This is a genomic window from Priestia sp. FSL P4-0332 (assembly GCF_038005845.1).
Classification (GTDB): Bacteria; Bacillota; Bacilli; order Bacillales; family Bacillaceae_H; genus Priestia.
Genome location: NZ_JBBOUA010000001.1, coordinates 3,367,925 through 3,386,443, shown reverse-complemented (window position 1 = coordinate 3,386,443; position 18,519 = coordinate 3,367,925). Strand labels below are relative to the sequence as shown.

16 protein-coding genes and 1 pseudogene are annotated in these 18,519 nt (G+C 36.5%); 15 read left to right on the top strand and 2 right to left on the bottom strand.

All coding sequences use genetic code 11. The annotated features are described in order from the left end of the window. Positions 1-119 precede the first annotated feature (119 nt). The 10 genes and pseudogenes from uxaC to MKY06_RS17490 all read left to right on the top strand — a co-directional run bounded on the left by uxaC (position 120) and on the right by MKY06_RS17490 (position 13,572). Complete coding sequence (uxaC, locus tag MKY06_RS17535) at positions 120-1,523, top strand: glucuronate isomerase (protein WP_289916428.1); 1,404 nt, start codon at positions 120-122, stop codon at positions 1,521-1,523. Positions 1,524-1,593: 70 nt separating this feature from the next. Continuing rightward, entirely contained in the window at positions 1,594-2,892 is a 1,299-nt protein-coding gene (locus tag MKY06_RS17530) for a lactate racemase domain-containing protein (RefSeq protein WP_013058129.1), read from the top strand. Beyond that, positions 2,876-3,646: an SDR family oxidoreductase gene (locus MKY06_RS17525; RefSeq protein WP_289916424.1), complete on the top strand. Its 771-nt coding sequence runs from the start codon at positions 2,876-2,878 to the stop codon at positions 3,644-3,646. Before MKY06_RS17530 ends, MKY06_RS17525 begins: the two co-directional genes overlap by 17 nt. Positions 3,647-3,682: 36 nt before the next feature. Further along, on the top strand, positions 3,683-4,492 hold the full coding sequence (gene larE / locus MKY06_RS17520; RefSeq protein ID WP_057273636.1) for an ATP-dependent sacrificial sulfur transferase LarE: 810 nt from the start codon (positions 3,683-3,685) through the stop codon (positions 4,490-4,492). Between the two features lie 47 nt (positions 4,493-4,539). After that, positions 4,540-5,310 carry a nickel pincer cofactor biosynthesis protein LarB gene (gene larB / locus MKY06_RS17515; RefSeq protein WP_013058126.1) on the top strand — a complete coding sequence of 257 codons (771 nt, stop codon included), beginning with the start codon at positions 4,540-4,542 and terminating at the stop codon, positions 5,308-5,310. Continuing rightward, positions 5,291-6,682, top strand: a pseudogene (gene larC / locus MKY06_RS17510) (nickel pincer cofactor biosynthesis protein LarC). Before larB ends, larC begins: the two are co-directional and overlap by 20 nt. 145 nt (positions 6,683-6,827) lie before the next feature. Next, positions 6,828-8,216, top strand: a complete 1,389-nt coding sequence (locus MKY06_RS17505) for a glycoside-pentoside-hexuronide (GPH):cation symporter (RefSeq protein ID WP_256143980.1) — start codon at positions 6,828-6,830, stop codon at positions 8,214-8,216. Positions 8,217-8,334: 118 nt separating this feature from the next. Continuing rightward, on the top strand, positions 8,335-10,740 hold the full coding sequence (locus tag MKY06_RS17500; protein WP_289916417.1) for a glycoside hydrolase family 31 protein: 2,406 nt from the start codon (positions 8,335-8,337) through the stop codon (positions 10,738-10,740). 466 nt (positions 10,741-11,206) lie between these two features. Further along, positions 11,207-12,469 (top strand): SulP family inorganic anion transporter, encoded by a 1,263-nt coding sequence (locus MKY06_RS17495; RefSeq protein ID WP_098449111.1) that lies wholly within the window; start codon positions 11,207-11,209, stop codon positions 12,467-12,469. A 185-nt stretch (positions 12,470-12,654) separates the two neighbouring features. Beyond that, positions 12,655-13,572, top strand: coding sequence for an iron-hydroxamate ABC transporter substrate-binding protein (locus tag MKY06_RS17490; RefSeq protein ID WP_055992752.1), 918 nt, complete (start codon positions 12,655-12,657; stop codon positions 13,570-13,572). Positions 13,573-13,701: 129 nt separating this feature from the next. On the opposite strand, the gene MKY06_RS17485 is transcribed toward MKY06_RS17490, so the two are convergent. Together MKY06_RS17485 and MKY06_RS17480 are read right to left on the bottom strand one after the other, a co-directional pair. Beyond that, on the bottom strand, positions 13,702-14,646 hold the full coding sequence (locus tag MKY06_RS17485; RefSeq protein ID WP_098288136.1) for a phosphotriesterase family protein: 945 nt from the start codon (positions 14,644-14,646) through the stop codon (positions 13,702-13,704). 216 nt (positions 14,647-14,862) lie between these two features. Continuing rightward, on the bottom strand, positions 14,863-15,369 hold the full coding sequence (locus MKY06_RS17480; protein ID WP_255260836.1) for a CcdC protein domain-containing protein: 507 nt from the start codon (positions 15,367-15,369) through the stop codon (positions 14,863-14,865). 259 nt (positions 15,370-15,628) lie between these two features. On the opposite strand from MKY06_RS17480, the gene MKY06_RS17475 reads away from it, so the two are divergent. The 5 genes from MKY06_RS17475 to MKY06_RS17455 all read left to right on the top strand — a co-directional run bounded on the left by MKY06_RS17475 (position 15,629) and on the right by MKY06_RS17455 (position 18,403). Next, on the top strand, positions 15,629-16,066 hold the full coding sequence (locus MKY06_RS17475) for a helix-turn-helix domain-containing protein (RefSeq protein WP_029323196.1): 438 nt from the start codon (positions 15,629-15,631) through the stop codon (positions 16,064-16,066). Between the two features lie 29 nt (positions 16,067-16,095). Then, entirely contained in the window at positions 16,096-16,323 is a 228-nt protein-coding gene (locus MKY06_RS17470; protein WP_061859358.1) for a hypothetical protein, read from the top strand. A gap of 175 nt (positions 16,324-16,498) precedes the next feature. After that, positions 16,499-16,735: a hypothetical protein gene (locus tag MKY06_RS17465; protein ID WP_029323192.1), complete on the top strand. Its 237-nt coding sequence runs from the start codon at positions 16,499-16,501 to the stop codon at positions 16,733-16,735. 528 nt (positions 16,736-17,263) lie between these two features. Continuing rightward, positions 17,264-18,040 (top strand): SDR family NAD(P)-dependent oxidoreductase, encoded by a 777-nt coding sequence (locus MKY06_RS17460; protein ID WP_340961041.1) that lies wholly within the window; start codon positions 17,264-17,266, stop codon positions 18,038-18,040. Between the two features lie 36 nt (positions 18,041-18,076). Beyond that, positions 18,077-18,403 (top strand): hypothetical protein, encoded by a 327-nt coding sequence (locus MKY06_RS17455; protein WP_179884102.1) that lies wholly within the window; start codon positions 18,077-18,079, stop codon positions 18,401-18,403. Positions 18,404-18,519: the final 116 nt, after the last annotated feature.

Genomic DNA, 18,519 nt, shown 5'->3' with positions numbered 1-18,519 from the left:
AATTATTTCTATAATTAATTAGTTTAGTAAACGAACAAATTAATTATAACAGAAAATGAAAGTGTTTACATATCCTTTTAGCCATAAAGTCAATTTTGTTTCCTTAGGAGGAAAATAACATGAAAGAGTTTTTAGCAGACGATTTCTTACTATACACACCTACAGCTGTTAAGTTATATAAATACATTGCTAAAGAAATGCCGATCTTTGATTTTCACTGCCATTTAGACCCAAAAGAGATTTTAGAAAACAAACAATATAAAAACCTTACTCAGCTGTGGTTAGCAGGAGATCATTACAAGTGGCGAACAATGAGAATGAATGGTATAGCTGAGCATTTCATTACGGGAGAAGCTAGTGATTGGGAAAAATTTTTTGCTTGGGCAGAAACGGTGCCCTCTTTAATTGGAAATCCTTTGTACCACTGGACTCATATGGAATTAAAGAATTTTTTTAATATTGATAAAAGGCTTAGCCCGGATACGGCACTTGAAATTTGGAACGAATGCAACGAAAAACTGCAAAGTGCCGAGTTTACACCTCAATCGTTAATTAAGAAATCTAATGTACGATTTATAGGGACTACGGATGATCCTACCTCTACTCTTAAATATCATCAATTGCTAAAGCAAAATTCTACGTTTGAAACAAAAGTTGTTCCAACCTTTCGTCCTGATGGAGCAATGTTTATTGAACGTCCAACTTTTCAGAGATGGATCAAGAACCTTGAACACGTAGCTCAGAAACAAGTAACATCTTTAGCAACTTTAATTAAAGCGCTTAAACAGCGAGTTGATTATTTTCATGATAATGGGGGAAGAGCAGCGGATCATGATATTCCTTACATGAAATACCAAGAGGTGACTCTAGCAGAAGCGGAAATAATTTTTACGAGACGTATGAATGACGAACTTCTTTCACAAGATGAGTTAATTAAGTACCGATCGTTTCTTTTAAAAGAACTAGGAAAAATGTACGCTCACAAACAATGGGTAATGCAACTACACATCGGAGCTATGCGAAACAACAATACAAAAATGAAAAACCTTTTAGGGGCGGATGCAGGGTTTGATTCAATTGGAGAAGCTGATATCGCACGAGGATTATCGGAATTTCTGAATGAGCTTGATCAAGAAGATGCGCTTCCGAGAGTCGTGTTATTTAATTTGAATCCTAAAGATAATCCTGTACTTGCCGCTATGATGGGGAATTTTTATGAAAATGGCGTTCCTGGAAAAATTCAGTTTGGGACAGCTTGGTGGTTTAACGACCACATTGATGGAATGGAGAGACAAATGAAAGATTTTGCTAACGTTGGGTTACTCAATCATTTTATCGGTATGTTGACAGACTCTCGCAGCTTTCTCTCCTATGAAAGACATGATTATTTTCGTAGAATACTATGCAACTTAATTGGCGAATGGGTAGAGCAAGGAAAGGTTCCCAATGATTCTACAGTTCTGCAAGCGCTGATTGAAAATATTTCTTATTACAACGCAGAGAGATACTTTTTACAACGTTAACATGAATAAAGTTCTTTTTCTTATTACGGATAATTCTAATGTTACAGATTAAAAGAAAGGAGAGAAAAAGATGGGTATTTTGCAAGATTTATTAAAAGATATTCCTATTCCTAAAATGGCCAAGGTACAAGTGGCATTTGATGATACAAAAATTCATGACGTTCAACATGTATTAACGGAAAAATTAAATCAAGAAAACATAAAAAGAAGAATAACACCTGGAATGGAAATTGCCATTGCAGTAGGTAGTAGAGGGCTTGATCAAATAGTCGAAATGACAGCTACCACAGTACAATTCTTAAAAGGACTTGGAGCTAATCCTTTTATTGTTCCAAGCATGGGTAGTCATGGCGGAGCAACTGCTGAAGGCCAGCAAGAAGTTTTACGCCATCTTGGAATAACCGAAGAGAGTGTACAATGTGAGATTCGTTCTTCAATGGAGGTAGTGGAAATTGGACAATTATCCAATGGATTACCTGTCTTTGTAGATAAGCATGCTTCAAAAGCTGATGGAATTATCGTTGTAAATCGAATAAAACCACATACAGCTTTTCGCGGTCCAGTGGAAAGTGGTCTCATGAAAATGATTAGCATTGGTTTAGGAAAACAAAAAGGGGCAGAAGCTTGCCATCAGCTAGGATTTAAATATATGGCTGAAAACGTTCCTGCAATGGCTAAAGTTATTATGCAAGAACTTCCTGTTCTATTTGGCATTGCTAGTATTGAAAACTCATTTGATAAAGTAGCTGTAATAGAAGTATTGCCGTCTGAACAAATTGAGGATAAAGAGACGAATCTACAAATTATAGCTAAACAGCTTTTACCGAAACTGTACTTTGATGAGCTAGACGTGCTGGTTATTGATGAAATTGGTAAAAATATTAGTGGGGATGGAATGGATCCTAATGTCACAGGGCGCTATCCAACTCCATATGCTCATGGCGGACCGGCCGTTAATAAGATGGTTGTTTTGGACTTGACTCCCCAAACAGAAGGAAATGCAAATGGAGTCGGAACTGCAGACTTTACAACTCAAAGATTAGTAGATAAAGCAAACCTAGAATTTATGTACGCCAATGGCTTAACTTCAACAGTTGTGGCGCCTACAAAAATACCTACTACGTTACCTAATGATCGCCAAGCCATTCAGGCAGCTATTAAAACGAGTAATATATTAGACTTTACTCAAGTAAAGATGGTGCGAATTAAAAATACGTTAGAGCTAAGTGAAATTGAGGTTTCTGAGGCATTGCTAAATCATATCCATTCTCATCCTCATATGCAACAAAGTTCAGAGCTGTATTCTATATCATTTAATAAAGAAGGGAATTTTTTGAGAGTGGAGGACAGAAATGAAACAATTATTTGATTTAACTAAAAAAACTGCAGTCGTAATTGGTGGAAATAGTGTTTTAGGTTCATCTATAGCGATAGGACTAGCTAATCATGGAGCAACAGTTGCTATTGTAGGACGTAATTTAGAAAAAGCAGAAGATGTAGTGAAGGAAATAGAACGTAATGGAGGAAAAGCAAAAGCTTTTCAAGCTGATGTCAGTGCTCGTGAATCCTTATTTGAAGTAGCTAGTGCAATTGAAAAATGGTCAGGAGGATGGGATATTCTTCTTAACGCTCCTGGTAAAAATAGTGGAACTCCTTTTTTTGAGCTAGATATGGACGAATGGGATGATATTATGGATGTCAATCTAAAAGGGGTTGTACTTACGTGTCAAATTTTTGCTGAAAAAATGATCGAACAAAAAAGAAAAGGCAGTATTATTAATATTTCTTCTGTTTCTTCGACTACTCCGTTATCTAAAGTATTTACGTATTCTGTGTCAAAAGCCGGTCTTAATAGTGTAACGCAATTTTTAGCTAGAGAGTTAGCTCCGAACGGTATTCGAGTCAACGCAATTATTCCTGGGTTTTTTCCAGCAGAACAAAATAAAAAATTACTAAGTTCACAGAGGGTAGATTCAATTATGGGACATACACCTATGAAGCGGTTTGGTAAGCCAGAAGAACTACAAGGAGCAGCTGTTTGGCTTTCTTCAGAAAAGGCTTCTAGTTTTGTAACAGGAACGCTAATACGGGTTGATGGTGGATTTGGAAGCATGACAATTTAAAAGTAAGAAGATTGTCAAAGACGGGAGGATAAGAACATGTTGGGCAAAAAATACGAGATTTTAACTTCTATTCTTCGAGATATGGAATCAGTTGTTGTAGCTTTCTCCGGAGGAGTCGATAGCACTTTCTTATTAAAAGTGGCTGTTGAAACATTAGGAAATGAAAATGTGATTGCAGTAACTGCAGATTCGGAGACCTATCCATCAAGTGAACTGGAAGAAGCCAAGGTGCTAGCAAGGCAAATTGGGGTAAGGCATCAGATCATTGAGACATCAGAATTAGCTATTCCAGGCTATTCGGAAAACAACAAAAATAGATGTTATTTTTGTAAAAGTAGCTTATTTGATCATCTGAAGCCAATTATTGAAGAATACCAATTTAAAACGATTGTATATGGTGCTATAGCGGATGATATGAATGAACACCGACCTGGCATGAAGGCTGCAAAGGAAAAAGGAATACGAGGACCTCTACTAGAGGCTAATTTGTTTAAAAAAGAAATTAGAGAGTTATCTCAGCAATTAGAGTTACCAACTTGGAATAAGCCTTCATTTGCTTGCTTATCTTCTAGAATTGCTTACGGTGAGTATATTACGAAAGAAAAATTAACCAAAGTAGAAAAAGCAGAAGCCTATTTAAAAGAGCTAGGTGTTGGTCAAGTGAGAGTTCGAACCCATAAAGAGATTGCTAGAATTGAAGTGGAACCTCAGGATATGAACTTTATTATGGAAAAAAATAATATCATTACTAAGAAATTGAAGGGACTAGGCTATAAATATATTACATTAGATTTGACTGGTTATCAAAGTGGTAGCATGAATCAAGCCTTATCCAAAGTGGAATAGTGACACTAAACTTCACTGAATAAACAATCTAAGGTGTGTGACGAACAATGATAAAAGAAATTTTGAAACAAGTTCAGCAAGGGAAACTAACTGTGGCAGATGCTGAAAAAGAGTTAGCTACATATGAGGATCTAGGTTTTGCTAAGGTAGATTATCATCGAAAAAAACGTCAAGGTTTTTCAGAAGTAGTATTTGGTGAAGGGAAAACAGCCGAACAAATCATTTCTATTATTAAAGCGCTGCAACTGAAAGATAAGTCGGTGCTTGTGACGCGAATATCAAAAGAAAAAGCAAATCAAGTGCTTGAAGCATGCCCAAGTTTTGCATATAACGAGGTAGCAAAAATTCTCTTTTGGAAGGACTCGGATCAGGATTCTTTTTTTGAAGGATATATTGCCATTGTTTGTGCAGGAACCTCTGACTTGCCTGTGGCAGAAGAAGCTGCAGTAACTGCAGAAATACTCGGGTGTAAAGTTCGCCGTATTTATGATGTAGGAGTAGCTGGTATTCACCGACTCTTAAATAATATTGATGAGATTCAAAATGCTACTGTGACAGTGGTAGTAGCTGGTATGGAAGGAGCTCTTCCAAGCGTTGTTGGTGGATTGGTTTCCCATCCGGTCATTGCTGTACCTACTAGCATTGGTTATGGAGCAAATTTTAACGGATTATCAGCTTTATTAACTATGCTAAATTCATGTTCTTCCGGAATTAGCGTAGTTAATATTGATAATGGGTTCGGCGCTGCTTACAACGCTGCTTTGATTCACCGATTAATTCAAAAAGGAGCTAAACATAATGAGAACGCTTTATCTTGACTGCTTTTCAGGCATTAGTGGTGATATGTTCATTGGTGCACTTATTGATGCTGGAGGAGATTCAACTCTTTTAGAAGAGGAGCTTCAAAAACTAAATATTTCTGAAGAGTATAAATTGAGCTGGAGAAAAGTTGTGAAAAATGGAATCTCTAGTACGAAGTTTGATGTAGAACTATCGGAAACAGCTGATCACAAGTATGCTGATGGACATCAACATAATCATAAACATGAAGATGTCGACCACAATCACGAACATGAACATAGCGACCATCATCACAAGCATGAACATAGCGATCATCACGAACACAGCCATCACCATAGTCATCGTGCTTACCAAGATATTGTAAAGCTGATCGACGGAAGTCAATTATCTCAAGAAGTGAAAGAAACTTCGTTAAACATTTTTAGAAAAATTGGGGAAGCTGAAGGTCTTATTCACGGTATTTCTTTAGAAAAAGTACACTTTCACGAAGTCGGAGCTGTAGACTCGATTATAGATATTGTAGGAGCTTCTATTTTGATAAACAAACTAGAAATTCAAAAAATAAAATCATCACCTGTTTGTGTAGGTGCTGGTAAAGTACATATTGATCATGGGATTTATCCAATCCCTGCACCTGCTACTTTAGAAATATTAAAAGGTGTTCCTCTTCAGCAAAGCAATATAAAAAGCGAGTTAACCACGCCTACAGGTGCAGCTATTGTATCAGTGCTTTCAGAAGAATTCTGTACAGTTCCTTCCATGACAGTACAATCAGTGGGGTATGGAGCAGGAACAAAAGATTTTGAAAAACATCCTAATGTGCTCCGAGTAATTATTGGTGAGGAAAATTGAAAGTCTGAAGTATCCTATCTCAAAGTAAACAGGAACTAAAAGAAAGGAGAGACTATTTTGTCTTCACACATTCCTCCTAACTTGGAGCACATCGATCGTAAAATGATAAAAATGGAAGTGAATCTTGACGATATTTCTGGCGAATTACTGGGATATATTATGGACTTGCTTTTAGAGTCCGGAGCCAACGACGTCTTTTACACGCCTATTTACATGAAGAAAAACAGACCAGGTGTTTTACTTCAGCTGCTTTGTGCAGAGGCATATGTAGATAAAATAAAGGAGATTTTATTTCAGGAAACAACAACTTTGGGAATTCGCTATTATCCATTGTCGGTTCACCGGCTGGAACGAGAATTCCATAAAGTAGAAACCGAATGGGGAAGCGTTACAGTAAAAACCGGACTTATGAAAGGTGAAGTTGTACAAAGGGCACCAGAATTTGAAGATTGTAAGTTCATTGCTGAGACTTACAGCGTTCCTTTAAAAAAAGTATATGAACAAGTGTGGAAAGAGTTAAAGAAAAGAGAAAATTGATGCTTTAAGTTTGTGGGCTACTAACTTAAAAAGAGACATCTGAAAGGAGTGTGATAGATTTTAAATATTGAAACATCTATGTCTACTTCTTAATGAAAGGGTTTACAAAAGGGGATTGTAAATGGGAGAAAGAGGGGATAGTTATATGGCATTACCAGTGGTTCCAAGTAAAAGGCCAGTAGTTACGGTTTCTAAAAAGCTAACTTTCAAAGAAAAGATGTCTTATGGTTTTGGTGATATTGGTAACGGACTTATGTTTGATATGGGACAGTTATACCTTCTGAAATTTTATACAGATGTTTTGGGAATCTCTGCTTACTGGGGAGGGCTAGTATTTTTAATTTCTAAAATATTTGACGCGTTTGCAGATACAAGTGTTGGTGCATTTGTAGATTCAAGAACAAATATCTCAAAAAGAGGAAAGTTCCGACCTTTCATTTTATGGGGAACAGTTCCTCTAGCATTAATGACGGTCATCTCGTTTTTGGCTCCAAACTTTTCAGACACCGGAAAGATTGTTTGGGCATTTGCCACCTATATGGGATTTGGGCTAGCCTATTCATTTGTTAATATCCCATATGGTTCTTTGTCTGCAGCGATGACACAAGATCCAATTGACCGTGCATCTTTGGGTTCATTTAGAGCAATTGGTAGTCAAACAGCTCTTCTTATTTCAGGAGTAGTGGTAATTCCTATTGTGCTACAGTTTGCTAATAAAGAAGTCGGGTACATCGTGGCTATATCTGTGATGTCAATATTCGGAATTTTGTTTCATTTAATTTGCTATCGTAATACTAAAGAAAACGTTATTAGAACCCCAAGAAAAGAAAAGGTGCCTTTATCTAAACTATTCAAAGCATTGTTTTCAAACCGTCCTCTTATTGTATTGTGTTTAGCAGCGTTATTCATGATTGCTTCTTCCAATATTCGCAACGCTGTTCAGTTGTACTATTTGGAGTATAATTTAAAAAGCCCAGAATTAATGGCAATACTTTCCTTTTTAAGTATAGGGCTTGCTGTAGTTGGTTCAATGTTCATCCCGGCAATGGTAAAAAGAATAGGGAAGAAAAATACATTCATGCTTGGGCTTTTAGTTTGCATTGCCTGTGACGTTTTAAATTTTATATTACCAACGAGTACAGTAACGTTTTTAACTGTTTTTTCATTAGGAAACTTTGCATTAGCATTTGCGCTTGGTCTACCGTGGGTAATGATTGCTGATTCCATCGACTATCATGAGTGGAATTCGGGAGAACGTACAGAAGGCATTGTTTACTCAACATACAGTTTCTTCCGAAAGCTTGCGCAGGCTTTGGCAGGTTTTATTCCAGGAGTTGCACTGAGCTTAATTGGGTACGTTCCAAATATTCAGCAGTCTTCAGATACATTGTTAGGTCTCAAGGGGTTATTATTTCTTGCTCCGGCGGCTCTTAATATTATTGGATTAATCATTTTATTTTTCTTTTATAACCTTACAGATAATTTATACAGTAAAATTGTTGCCGACTTGAAAGAGAGAAGCAGCTTTAACTAAAAAAATTTGATAAAAAGTATTTTGAATAGGAGCTACTAAAGACAATATTTATAAACTTTTATTAGGAAGCAGCTTGACACACCATTTTATAATACATGCATAGTAAAGGAGATACCACATGAGTATTAAGGGAAATTATCAATTTACTTTCATAAATGAAACTGATAACATTCTTCAATTTGAACTAGCAGAGAATAACATATATGCGAAAATTATGATACTTGAAACAGATATTATCAGGATTTTGTTTACAGACGGTGAGGAATTACAACTAGATAAAACTTGGAGTGTCGCACCCGGGAAGTCAGATGTTCCATTGGAGGGGCGCAAACGTTTGGATACAAGCGGTTTTTCACTACCAAGCTATGAGTTTAGTAATAATAACGGTGAATGCACCGTAGAAACTTCAGCGTTAAAGCTTAATGTTGATTTAAATGGATTTAAGATTAGCTGGTTTTACCGTGAGGATTCTGGGTGGGTGAATTTTGCGAATGACCGAAAAACTCAGGCGTATAATTTTGATGGTTCACTTGGTGAGGGGATCGTTCATTATTTAAAGCGTGATTTAGATGAACAATATTTTGGATTAGGAGAAAAGACAGGATCAGTTGATAAACATGGAAAGCGCTATCGAATGCAAGCAATTGATGCAATGGGGTATGATGCAGAATATAGCGATCCTCTTTATAAACATATTCCTTTTTACATCACAAGGCATAGAGAAACAGGATTCTCATTTGGGATCTTCTATGATAATTTGTCCAGTTCAATTTTCGAACTAGGTACGGAACTCGATAACTATCATGAGCTATACAGATACTATCAAGCTAAACAAGGTGATTTAGATTACTATATTATTGGAGGCCCAAAAGTTAAAGATGTTACTCGGAAATTTTCATGGTTAACTGGACAAACAATCTTTCCACCGAAGTGGAGCTTGGGGTATTCTGGATCGACAATGAGTTATACCGATGCTCCAGATGCACAAATGCAGTTAAACGAATTCTTAAAGCTGTGTGAAAAACATGATATCTTATGTGATTCATTCCAATTGTCGTCGGGCTATACGTCAATTGAAGATAAGCGTTATGTATTTAATTGGAACCAATCAAAAATTCCTTCACCAAAAAAGATGGTAAACGACTTTCATGATAAGGGTTTACGTTTATGTGCAAATATTAAGCCCTGTTTATTAAAAGATCATCCCTTATTTAATGAGTTAAAAGAAAAAAAGATGTTTATAACAAATAGTCATAACGAAGAACCTGAAATGGCACAATTTTGGGATGAAATAGGTGCTTATTTAGATTTTACCAATAAAGAAACCTACGACTGGTGGAAAGGGCAAGTAAAAGAAAAGCTATTGGATTATGGAATTGATTCCACTTGGAATGATAATAATGAATTTGAAATCTGGAGTAAGGAAGCCATCTGTCACGGTTTTGGGAACAATAAAGAGTTTGAACTGATTCGTGCACTTCATCCACTGCTTATGATGAAGGCTTCCTATGAAGCACAGTTGGAACATAACCCTCGGTTGCGTCCTTATTTAATATCACGATCCGGCTCTGTGGGAATGCATCGTTATGTGCAAACATGGACAGGCGATAATCGCACCAGTTGGAAAACGTTAAAATTCAATATCAAGATGGGGATAGGGCTAAGTTTATCCGGTATTTATAATTTTGGACATGACGTAGGTGGATTTTCTGGCCCTGCTCCTGAACCTGAATTATTCGTAAGATGGATACAAAATGGAATTGTTCATCCGAGATTTACTATCCACTCTTGGAACGATGACGAGACAGTTAATGAACCTTGGATGTATCCTGAAGTTCTAGACTCAATTAGAGAATTAATTAAATTTAGAACAAAAATAATTCCATATATTTATAGTGAGTTGCGCGAAACCTCTAATAGCTACCATCCTATTATAAGGCCTACTTTTTATGATTTTGAACATGATGAAACTACCTTTGAAGAAAATGACGACTTTATGCTAGGCGATTCTCTGCTGGTTGCTTCCGTTGTTGAAAAAGGAAAGAAAGAGCGAGAAGTGTATTTGCCAAATAATCCTGGAGGATGGTACGATTTTCATGTTGGAACGTGGTATGAAGGGGGAAAAAAGGTTGAAATTCCTGCACCTTTACACTATACGCCGCTGCTAGCTAAGGCGGGAGCAATCATCCCGATTAATGAAGCAGAAGTAACTTTTTCAACGAAGAATATGGATGAAAGAGGATTTTTATTATTTCCTTGTAGAGGGAAAGGGAAATCTTCTTATAGCTTATACGAAGATGATGGGTTAACAAACGAATATTTGCACACATTTGCGTACATTCATGTTGATATGGAAACTACAGAAGATGAGATTCAAATAAACATTAACAAGGAAGGTTCTTATGAATTACCTTATAACCAGATTACGTTTCACCTTCCGGAAAAAGAGCAGCGCAAGCTAACTATCAATGGATTAGATCAAAATGTTGGAAAAGGAACATTTAGTTATAATCTGAGCTGTTAATAAATATAATCATTGACCCTATAGCTACTATAGGGTCTAGTTGTTTTTATTTCTACATTTATAGCGCAGTTGAGTAAAAAAGATTTATTTACAGCGATTAGTATCAAAAATTGTATGCCTAGAAGACTCTGTTTCAAGCCTCTACCTAGGGTCTGCGTGAACAAAGACTTCATTATTCCCTCAGTTTATAGCTCTTAAAGTCTTATATCGAGAAAATCGTACCGGTTTTACCTAGCTCTATCTAAAAAATAACTAAAAGAATAAATAGTAAGAATTCTTAAGGAAATTTTAATAACTTGCTAATAAACTTCTAATTTCCTCTTTATTTTTTTGTAAGTTGTCTCCTTTAAAATAGAAGTAATCGAGTAGCCCACCTTATTTTGAACGAATGAAAGTTAAATAAGGTTGTATGACCAAAATACGAATGGGTAACCTCACTACTTAAAATGGAGGCTGATGTACACTTATGAATCTAGAGGTTTTTCGAAATTACTCCTTGCAGCATTTGAAGAAAGATATACTATCAGGTATTGTTGTTGGCATTATAGCTATACCTTTAGGGTTAGGATTTGCGATAGCTTCTGGAATATCGCCTGTTACAGGACTTTATACAACGATTGTAGCGGGATTGTTAATTGCTATTTTAGGTGGATGTAGGTTTCAAATCGCGGGACCTACAGGTGCGTTTGTTCCTGTTTTATTAGGAATTGTGTTGCAATATGGCTATGAAAACTTATTAATTGCCGGCTTTATGTCCGGAATTCTCCTCATTATCTTTGCGCTATGTAAAGTAGGAGCTTTAATCAAGTATTTTCCTTCGTCCATTATTGTAGGGTTTCAGTCAGGGATTGCGCTGATTATCTTTAGCGGGCAAATTCCAAACTTCCTTGGATTACACTCTATTGAAAAATATCAGTATTTTCATTTGAATATAAAAGAGATCTTTGGTAATTTACATTTCATCAACATCTATAGTATTGCTACGGCAGCGATATGCTTATTAACCATTTTAATTGTTCTTTATTTTTCACCTAAGTCGCTTGGGATGTCCTATCTACTCGGAATCATTGTATCAACGGGCTTGGCATCTTTTTTCTTTTCCAATCAGTTTGAAACCATTGGTTCCATTTATGGAGAGATACCTCGCCATTTTCCGGCCCCAGCGTTTCCAGATATAACAGTAGAGAGGGTGGTCACTCTTTTACCTTCTGCGTTTGTGATTGCTGTACTTGTAGGGTTACAGTCTTTACTGACAGCTCGCGTTGCGGATGAAATGACAAAATCAAAGCACAGCAGCAAAAAAGAACTGATCGGTCAAGGAATTGTAAATATGGTAACGCCGATGTTTTCAGGTATTCCCGCAGCAGGAGAGATTGCAAGAACCGTTACCAATATTAAAAACGGCGCTTCCTCTCCAATTGCAGGCATCACGCATGCTATCTTTGTTTTGATTGTGCTGTTAGTGTTAGCTCCGTACGCTTCATACGTGGCGCTTGCCAGTCTTGCACCAGTTCTAATGGTCGTGGCATGGAATATCAGTAAAAAAGAACAGTTTGCAAAGGTGATAAAAGAAAAATCATTCCATTCATTGGTTTTACTTACGACATTTTCGTTAACGGTGTTTACAAACCTGACGATCGGAATAGCCGTTGGATTATGTTTGTGTGGTGCACACTTTATGATAAAAAAGAGCAAAGAAAAACAAAAGTTATTAAGAAAAACGAGTTAATTTTACTAAGTGAGATGAATGAAGTAATAGAAAAAAGGCCTCTAAGATAGAGGCCTTTTTTTCTTTGGTGGAAAATTTTATAGTTATTGACAATCGTTATCACTGACGTATAATATATACAGAGTAATAATTGATAAAGATTATCATTATCAAATAAGAACAACGTGAAAAAGGAGAAGATTAAACTGAAGAAGCTATTTTTTATACCATTTCTACTTATACTGGCTATTATCGTGAGCGCTTGTGGACACAGCGAAACGACAAACGGAAAAGATAAGGGAGATACTAAAAGTGAAACAATTACATATAAATCAGAAGCTGGACCTGTCAAAGTTCCTAAAAACCCTAAAAGAATAGTGGCTCTTAGCAACGGCCCTAATGTAATGTCTTTAGGAGGAAAGCTCGTTGGGATTGATGAATGGAGCAGTATGAACCCGCTTTTTAAAGAAAAAGTAAAGGGAGTAGAAGTAGTATCAGAGGATGATTTAGAAAAGATTATGGAGCTGAAACCAGACTTAATTATTGCTGGATCTGAAATGAAGAACATCAAGAAACTAAATAAAATAGCTCCTACCGTTGTCTTTACTTGGGGTAAATTAGATTATTTGAATCAGCAAATAGAAATTGGAAAGCTTTTAAACAAAGAAAAAGAAGCGAAAGAATGGGTGAATGATTTCCAAAAACGCGCAGCGGCTGCAGGAGAAGCAATTCGCAAAAAAATCGGTAAAGATGCGACTGTTTCTGTGATTGAAAGCGGCAATAAAGAGTTTTATGTATTTGGAAATAACTATGCGCGCGGAACAGAAGTATTGTATCAGGCAATGAAGCTAAACATGCCTAAAAAAGTAAAAGAGAAAGCACTTGAATCGGGTATCTATACGTTTTCTTCAGAATTACTTCCTGAGTTCGCGGGCGATTATATAATCTTGAGTAAAAGTACGGATGGCGATAATTCGTTTTTAAAAACAAGTGTGTGGAAGAACATACCTGCGGTTAAGAACAATCGTGTGTTCGAAATTAACACAAAAGCTTCGACCTACAGTGATCCAATAACATTGGAATATCTTTTAGGATTTTTCGAAAAATCGTTTCTTGAAAAATAATAGGTGAGATATATTTTTTATTCGAAAATTAGCCCGGTTCTACACGAACAAAGCTTAGATATAAACGGAATGGATACGCCCTCTATAAACTATTATTTCAATTTATAGGAGGCGTATTGTCCGTCTTCATTACTTTCCTTCAAACCAGCAGCGAGCGTTATCAAAAAGCATATGCTGAATCTGCTGTTCCGTTACGCCTTTTCTTTTTAACTCAGGAACGACTTCTTCTAATACAAAGCTCATCGACCATTTTGGAAAACGTTCTTCAATCACGCCTTCTGGAAACCAGTCCATTGTACAGCAGTAGTCTTGTGAGAGAAACATGCGGTTTGAATATCCTTGTTTAGCTAACTCAATAACCGTGTTGTTTCTATTTTCAGTTGAACATTCTCTTGTTAGGCCGTAGCGGTCCATTCCAATAAAAGCACCTTGAGTTAATATGTTTGAAATGTACTCAAGATTATCCGTATCTCCCGTATGTCCAATCAGAATTTGATTTGGATTAGCGCCTTCATCCAGTAAGATGTCAAGCTGCTTCAAGCCCGTACCGCTTGCAGGATGCGAATGCGTCATAATCGGCACGCCTGTTTTTTTATGAGCTCGTGCTACAGCGCGCATTACTTTTTCTACATCAGCCGTTACGCCAGGTGCATCCGTAGCGCATTTTAGAAAACCTGCTTTGATCGACGTGTTTTGAATGCCGACTTCAATGTCTCGAACAAACAGGTCTGCCATATAGTCAATGCTTCGAGTTTGAAAATGGATAGGGATGTAGTTATACGTATAAATTCCTGTGGCTGCGACGATTTGAGTGTCTGTTTCACGGGCAATTCGTTCAATAAAACGAATATCCCGTCCTTGTTCCATCACCGTAGGATCACAGATTGTTTTGACTCCGAGTGCCTTCGCACGATTTACTTGTTCTACTGCTTTTGCAACTTCTTGTTCTTCATCATACAAATGAGGAAACTGCGCATGAACAGATTCAGAACGAACGCGCATATGTTCATGGATTAACGTTAGCCCTAGTTCTGACGTATGGACTGGGCCTGTTACCGAATTGATAAATGTCATAGTACGATTCCTTTCATCATATACCTGTAAATCAAACAGCGAGTGATTAGGTACAGTTTTAATATAATCTGTTTTTATATATAGACTACTGTTATAAAAAACACATATTGCATTATACAACATATGTGTTGTCTTACACAACAGGCGGGACTTTTACTCACTATGACAAAAAAGTCCTTCTTTCCAAACAGAAAGAAGGACTAGTTATATTGATGATTACCCAGCATTTACGCTGTAATTACCACCGTTTAATTTACGGAATTTCATATAGCTGCCAACTCTCCAAATGACAATATATATAAAAGCTAGTGTCATCGTTAAGACCGCGAAGTCTATGGAATCTAAGCCTTTGAAGTATTGGCTCAAAGCCATTCTTATAAAGACAATGGCGATAATCACATATTTAAAATTCTTATTTGGCTTTGAATAAATAAAGCCATCTTCTCTTACTTCATAGTCTGTTTGGCTAAGCATAATGATTCCGAATATAGCACCTAGTACACCAGCAATCATCATTTCCCAGTAGGGAGGTAAGTGAAAGGGCTGGCCTGGTATGTGCATCATCTGACTTAGACTAAGTGAAAATGCAATTAATATGAACAAAATAGGAGCTAATATACCAAGTCCATTCCTTTTAATGGGTCTATGTCTCCTTTTAACCCTTCTCCAAATAATGAATCCAATAAGAGCGATAACCAATATATAAATAAATAGCATTTCCATCGTCATGTTTCCTCCTTTTTTATTTCGATGTTCGTACAATCCACTATTTAGTATAAACAATAAAAGGATGGAGATAAAAGTGCATTCTTTCATTTTTACACATGAGAATTCTCATTATTTTTTATGACTGCCGTTTTAGTTTTTTGTATATGCTTCATTAACTGTTTATCTCTTTTTTACCATAATATGTTAGAATTATAGGAAGCGTAGTGTAAATAAATTTTGTTTGCACGCTGTCATAGTTATAGAGGTGAATGAGTTGAGGTTAGGAAATCAATTGCAAAAGTTAAGAGAAGAACAAAAGATGTCGGAAGAAGAGGTTGCTGAGCAGCTGAGTGTATCGGTACAGCACATACATAAGTGGGAGAATAATAAAAGCTATCCTGACATTCAGCATCTTTTAAAATTAAGCGACATCTACGAGACGACTATTGATGAATTTATTAAAAAGGATGCCACATTACAAAACAGAATAAACATTCGTGAAGAAGAAAAAGAGGACGACGATGAACTGTTTCACCCAGGTTTTTATATCGGAATAGGTATTATGTTTCTTGGTACTTTACTTAGCCTGATTATCGGCAATCTTACAATTACGATGGTGTCCAATATCGCTGGAATGTTAATTACTTGTTTTTATAAAGATATCTTAAAACTTTTAAAAGACGTCAAAAAGGATTTTTATGAACAAGGATGAAATAGCAGAAAAACGATGAGGTGTACCAGGTGAAAGAATTGAATTTGAATTTTATGATCATATCTCTTTTATGTTTAGCCAGCTATTACTTATTTCGAGTGGTCGCATACTCTTTAGCGAGAAAGTATGTAGATAAAACGTCTGAAGGAAATGTTTTGAACTGGGCTGTAAATGTACTTGTTAGAGGCGGTAAAAAGATGGAGCTCAGTGATTATGTCACATGGGCAGGATTTTGTGCGTTTTTGTACCTTGTATAATCACAGTAAAACAGTAGAAAGCCATCTCCTTATTTTAAACGGATAGAACGTTGCCTTAAACTTTACTCAGTACTTTCTACGAGCTCAAATGATAAAAGAGTCAGTAACATATAAAATTCTTAAAGCGAATAGTATAGGTTATTAATGAACGCTAAAGGAGAAAGTTGGTTTAGTAATGATTAAGTCAAAACTTTTGTGGAAAGTTATTGGTCTAGAAATCTTAGTCATTTTTTGGTTTGTGGTAAACGGTGCATACGTGAGCATGACGCATCCTACTACACATTATCTTCAGTTTTTAGGAATCGTCCCTTTGGCGATTGGAATAGCATTTTATCTAACAAAAACAAAAAAGTGGCCGCATTTTTTCTCTTTTCAACAAAACATGTCGTTTAGAACGAGAATCTATTTTTAAGCGGTTATGCTTTCTATTTATGGAATCGAAAATCTACTTTATCTGTTTCTCATAATCAAGTTAGTGGCTAATTAAAAGAGGTTGAGACAAAAGTAGTTTAGTTGAAGGTGAATCCGAACGAGGGATGGAGAATCAAACTCGTTCGGATTTTTTTGTTATTGTGATGGACGTAGGTTTCGTTTATGTGGGTAGGTGCTTCTAGCGGTTGATTGGAGGGCATGGCGAAGACTCCTGCGGGAAAAGCGGAATAGGTGAGACCTCGTAGGAACGTAAGCGACGAGGAGGCTCAGCGGGCGCCCGCGGAAAGCGAAGCCTTGCACAGAAATCAACAGCGATGTAGCGAGTGACCTAAACTAGCTCATGTATCCAATTTGCTCGCCTTTAGATTGAATTGCTTTAGTTGTGTCTTACTCTCTTTTTAGTGTTTCGAAGCAGGTATTAATCTACCCAAAGCTGAATAACTTCTATGGCTAATGTTACTACATTTAATTTGTTAGGACTTCATTAAACGCAAAAGGGGAGAACTATATGTTTGAAGAAAAAGTAGGGATTATTACGGGTGGAACGTCGGGGATTGGCTTAGCTACAGCGGAATTAATCGCAAAAGAGGGCATGCATATCGTGATTGCTTCTAGAAATAGTGAAAAAGGAGAAGAAGCTCTTTCTGTATTAAGAAAGTGGTCTCCTCACTCTCTTTTTATCAAAACGGATGTAACGAATAGTCAAGATGTTAAAAATCTCGTGAGCCAAACATACTCGACGTTTGGAAAAATTGATGTGAGCTTTAATAATGCGGCTAACACGGAGGCAGCTTCTAATGCTACCCATGAATTCAAAGAAGAAGACTTTGACCATTTAATAAACGTTACGTTAAAAAGTGTATGGCTTTGTATGAAATATCAGCTGCAGGTAATGACCAAACAAAATAGCGGGGTCATTGTAAATACATCGTCAATGGACGCTATTTTATGTTCAGCAGGGACTGGCGTATATGCGGCTGGGAAAAGCGGTGTGATTGCTTTAACGAAGTCAGTTGCTCAAGAATATGGCCATCAACATATAAGAATTAACTCTCTGTGCCCAGGTGCATTTCGTACGCCTATGTTAGAAGAAAGGTTTTCAAATCTATCTGAAGACGAAAAAGCAAAGCTCAATGAATCCTATCAAAAGCTAAACGCGCTGGGCAGAATTGGTGATCCGATTGAAGCCGCAAAAGCAGTAAAGTGGCTTCTTTCGGATGACGCATCTTTTGTTACGGGTCAAAACATTATTGTAGACGGTGGGATTGGATTTAGGTTTGAGTAAGAATAATGGAATGAAAAGATATTTAAGGGGATGCGTATGTCTTTCATTCTTAATAATTGTATGGCCATTAGTATCGTATTTACGGTAATCCTTTTTGTAAGTATCGTATGTAACAAAAGAATAGTCGCCCTTGTTATTTCATTCGTTACTATGTTATTCGGTTCATTTTTACTTCTTTATGCTTTTGCGAAAATAAGCGGGTTTGATGCTCTAGACATTCAAATAAAAGGTTTAATGATTATCGGAGAAGGTTTTGCAGGAGTTGCATTAATGATGTTATTGTTTCCATTTTTCTTCTTAGTAGGACTTGTTACGATGTTAATAGGAGTCTTTAAGAAAGAGAGTACTAATAAATCTATTTAAAAAAGAAAGAACCATCAAGAGTACAGCCCATAGTAATATGAATTAGGAACAACTAAAGTAAAATCTTTAATCTATTAATAAAAAAAGCCAATTCGTGTTAAATTCGAATTGGCTTT